General features: G+C 63.7%; 1 pseudogene. It reads left to right on the top strand.

Annotation, left to right across the window (positions count from 1 at the left end):
- A pseudogene (locus tag V2J85_RS41085) lies at positions 1 to 254 on the top strand (transposase); the annotation flags it as partial.
- Positions 255 to 375 lie beyond the last annotated feature (121 nt).

Here is a 375-nt window from a genome sequence, read left to right on the forward strand (position 1 = left end):
GTCTACTGGCCCCTTTGGAGAGGAAGAACGGCTGGACGCTGGCCGAGCAGGTCGGCCAGCTCCGCCCGGACGGCGTCCAGCGGCTGCTGAACCACTCGGACTGGGACGAGAACGCCGTCCGTGACGACGTCCGCGACTTCGTCGTGGAAACCATCGGAGCCAAGGATGCCGTCCTCATCGGCGACGACACCGGCTTTGTGAAAAAGGGCACCAAGTCTGCCGGGGTCCAGCGACAGTACTCCGGAACCGCCGGGGCCTGTATTTCAATTACCGCTCGGTGCATGGGCGTTGGCGGGACAATGAGGTGTGACTGCGGGTACGGCCGCTCGGGCTTCAGTTGTGGCTTTGAGGGCGAAGTTCGATCAGTTCCTTCCC

It is taken from the genome of Streptomyces bugieae (genome assembly GCF_036352915.1).
Taxonomy (GTDB): Bacteria; Actinomycetota; Actinomycetes; order Streptomycetales; family Streptomycetaceae; genus Streptomyces; species Streptomyces endophytica.